This window comes from Citrobacter sp. R4 (assembly GCF_026719175.1).
In the GTDB taxonomy this organism is placed as follows: Bacteria; Pseudomonadota; Gammaproteobacteria; order Enterobacterales; family Enterobacteriaceae; genus Citrobacter_A; species Citrobacter_A sedlakii.
This window is the reverse complement of sequence record NZ_JAPPSU010000034.1, coordinates 1-3,376: the sequence shown is the minus strand read 5'-3', so window position 1 is coordinate 3,376 and position 3,376 is coordinate 1. Positions and strand designations below refer to the sequence as shown.

Here is a 3,376-nt window from a genome sequence, read left to right as displayed (position 1 = left end):
CGCTGAGCTTCCGGTAAAGCGCTTCGGCCTGCTCATGCAGCTGTTCGCAGTCTGTCGCTTCGTCATCGAAGTCGAGCAGGTCAATTCTTTCCAGCAGGAGGAGTGTCTGGGCGCGGATAAATTTAGCTATGTTGAGAACGGCGGATTCCTGGCGGTTCATGTGTGTTTTCCTGTGTCTTGTGATGATTTTGATGTGAAAACAGGATGCCGTCATTCTGGTGCATAGTCATGCATGGCGTTAAAATTTACCTGGCACGTTTCTGGCGGCTTTTCGGGTGGTTTGTTACCTGTTTTACCGTACCGCCGTCAGAAACGCCCTGAGGGCGCCTGAGGCGGTGCGGGCAACGGATGTTATGGTAAATCCGGTGGCTTTGACGTGCCTGCCGTTGTGTACCGTCGTGAGTGAAAATAATTATATTGTTCGAAGAACAGCGCTTTTTGGCCGGAGAAAAGCAGTTCTGCAAACGATGGTATATCGATATGAGTTCTTTTGGCATTAATCCAGGCAAGACGCCGGGCAATAAGCGTAATATTCCGGGTGTTACTTATTTCCATTTCTGTCAACAGCATCCCCCCCACGCCGGAGAATAAAAAAGCCGCCTGTTCCAGCGGCAAGCCCTACATCAAGGGAAACTACGTCTTACGATTCGTTTTGAACCGGGACGCTTTGTTGCTGCGAATCACTAACCAGATAATCCACGTTTTGTGAGTGGGTTTAGGTTAAGGCTTCAATAGAACAATAATAACGTTAAGTGATTAGGGCAACCTGTGATTGCTAAAATGATGAAGTCTTCACATCATTTCGGTGAAGGCGATATGTGTTACACCACGTATTGAGAGACCTGCATGCCCTTTACAGGTGAACGGGAACGGGAATAGAGCGGCGATTTAGCCAGAGATGGGTTTCATAACACTGTAATTCATATCACAATTATTATAACTGGCGGTATTTTTTTAACCTTTGCAATTCGTTTTATCTGATGTTTATGATAATTTTCAAAAAGTTGGCCCCCTGACATCACCGGGAGCCAAAAAAAATACACCAGTTATTATTGTGGCTATATTATTTCATGAGTAAACAAATATGTCAGGCGTATATTTGTTTACTCAAATTGCTTGTTTTTTAGTCATCGTGATGGGTAATGACTCCAACTTACTGATAGTGTTTTATGTTCAGATAATGCCCGATGACCTTGTCATGCAGCTCCACCGATTTTGAGAACGACAGTGACTTCCGTCCCAGCCTTGCCAGATGTTGTCTCAGATTCAGGTTATGTCGCTCAATGCGCTGCGTATATCGCTTGCTGATAACGTGCAGCTTTCCCTTCAGGCGTGATTCATACAGCGGCCAGCCATCCGTCATCCATACCACGACCTCAAAGGCCGACAGCAGGCTCAGAAGACGCTCCAGTGTGGCCAGAGTGCGTTCACCGAAGACGTGCGCCACAACCGTCCTCCGTATCCTGTCATACGCGTAAAACAGCCAGCGCTGACGTGATTTAGCACCGACGTAGCCCCACTGTTCGTCCATTTCAGCGCAGACAATCACATCACTGCCCGGTTGTATGCGCGAGGTTACCGACTGCGGCCTGAGTTTTTTAAGTGACGTAAAACCGTGTTGAGGCCAACGCCCATAATGCGTGCACTGGCGCGACATCCGACGCCATTCATGGCCATATCAATGATTTTCTGGTGCGTACCGGGCTGAGAGGCGGTGTAAGTGAACTGTAGTTGCCATGTTTTACGGCAATGAGAGCAGAGATAGCGCTGATGTCCGGCAGTGCTTTTGCCGTTACGCACCACGCCTTCAGTAGCGGAGCAGGAAGGACATCTGATGGAAATGGAAGCCACGCAAGCACCTTAAAATCACCATCATACACTAAATCAGTAAGTTGGCAGCATTACCCGGATTTGAGAGTCGCAAACCCATATTAGGGCAAAGAAAGCCTAATGCCCCCGTGGTGGGTACACCAGAAAACGGGGAGCGAAGCGACCAGCATCAGGCCGTTCGTATGCTGCTTCGATTTTGTGGGTGTTGCGCCAGACCTTGGCAATCACGCTTCACCGCAACCGCTGCCTTCACTCTCACTTTATCAGGTACGTTATTGGTTAACGTGAGACCGGGTAGAGCCAGCTTCTTTCCCGAGCTGGTCAGGTTCCCACCGCTTGCCTGTTTATCCTGCCGGAGTCCGGGGCGTAGACCTGAGAGTCAAGGTGCAGATATGGGTTTAATGTCGTTGAATGGTATTAAGCTGGTAGTGACATTCCTAGCCAGCCCTGCTAGGATTTGATTGCGGTCTGATCCGAGCAGGTATCTGCACGAATTAGAGTACTCAAGCCCTGTGATTCTGTCACGGGGCTTTTGTACATCTAGAGCCAGAAAAATCATTATCACTCAGTCAGATCACCGCAACGCCCGCCACAGCTTCATGACCGAACGTAGTGAGCGAATGAGCGAGGAGGCGTCATTTTCACCGTCCGCCCATCATTCTGCTTATGCTTCGAAGCCGCATTTTCCTCTGCCACATAGCCCGATTTCTGTCAATTTCCGCACAGTGTTAAAATAGATAAGCCAGTATACACTCCGCTAGCGCTATGTGACTGGTTCAGGGCTGCGCCCCGAAACCCGCCAAAAGCCTGACGCGCCTGCGGCTTGTCCAACCCCGCGCCGACCGGGAAAGGGTTTCCCGCCCGTCACGGCGTTATCAGGAGACTGGTTTGTCCGAGAAACGGAACAAGATACTCACCATGTGGGTGACGGAGGATGAGTACCGGCTACTGCTGGAACGCTGCGGGGGTACACAGCTTTCTGCATGGGTGCGCCCGTCTGCTATGTCTGTTCCTCCTAGTTTTGGTGGGTGCTTATATCTCTGCTCAATGGCATAACATGTCACTATTAACCGCGATGCTAAAGCGGGCTGTTTTTCACAGTATTACCGGCTCCCGTGCCGGTTTTTTTTCTTACCGGAAGGGACTTCGTGTTTATTGATGTTCTGATTTTCGGAGGGTGTACTGATCGCCTTGCAAGGGACACGATGAGGATTGTAGCCCGCGAGGAAGGAAAGACTTACGACGAGGTACTTTCTGACATCAGGGAAGGTGGGGCAGATGAGCTGACCCAGATACATTTCTGGCGTGTCGTTAGTGCATTATATCCCGGGGCATTTAACCGTATTGATTACCTCTCTGAGTCTCGGAAATACCGTCTCTGGTTATCCTGATTTTTAATCTCGTCACTGCTTGCTTACAGTTCCAGTCTGTATTGTCTGCATTTTTCTTTCATACTGAGTGCCTCACGACCCGTAATAAATTCCGTGTCCGTTCATCCTTGAGCGACGACTGGAGGATGAAGATCTCTCAAAAGATGATGTGGATG

General features: G+C 49.4%; 3 protein-coding genes. All 3 read right to left on the bottom strand.

All coding sequences use genetic code 11. From position 1 onward, the window contains the following. Positions 1-160, bottom strand: a 160-nt coding sequence (locus tag OOJ60_RS24285) for a Rop family plasmid primer RNA-binding protein (RefSeq protein ID WP_205613289.1), incomplete at its 3' end; no start/stop codon positions are given. A 191-nt stretch (positions 161-351) separates the two neighbouring features. Further along, positions 352-615 carry a hypothetical protein gene (locus tag OOJ60_RS24280; protein ID WP_138627904.1) on the bottom strand — a complete coding sequence of 88 codons (264 nt, stop codon included), beginning with the start codon at positions 613-615 and terminating at the stop codon, positions 352-354. Positions 616-1,153: 538 nt separating this feature from the next. Then, positions 1,154-1,851 (bottom strand): IS1 family transposase gene (locus OOJ60_RS24275; protein WP_094106546.1). Its coding sequence is split into 2 segments (ribosomal slippage): positions 1,154-1,602 and positions 1,602-1,851, totalling 699 coding nucleotides; the frame shifts between segments, so codons are not numbered across the junction. Positions 1,852-3,376: the final 1,525 nt, after the last annotated feature.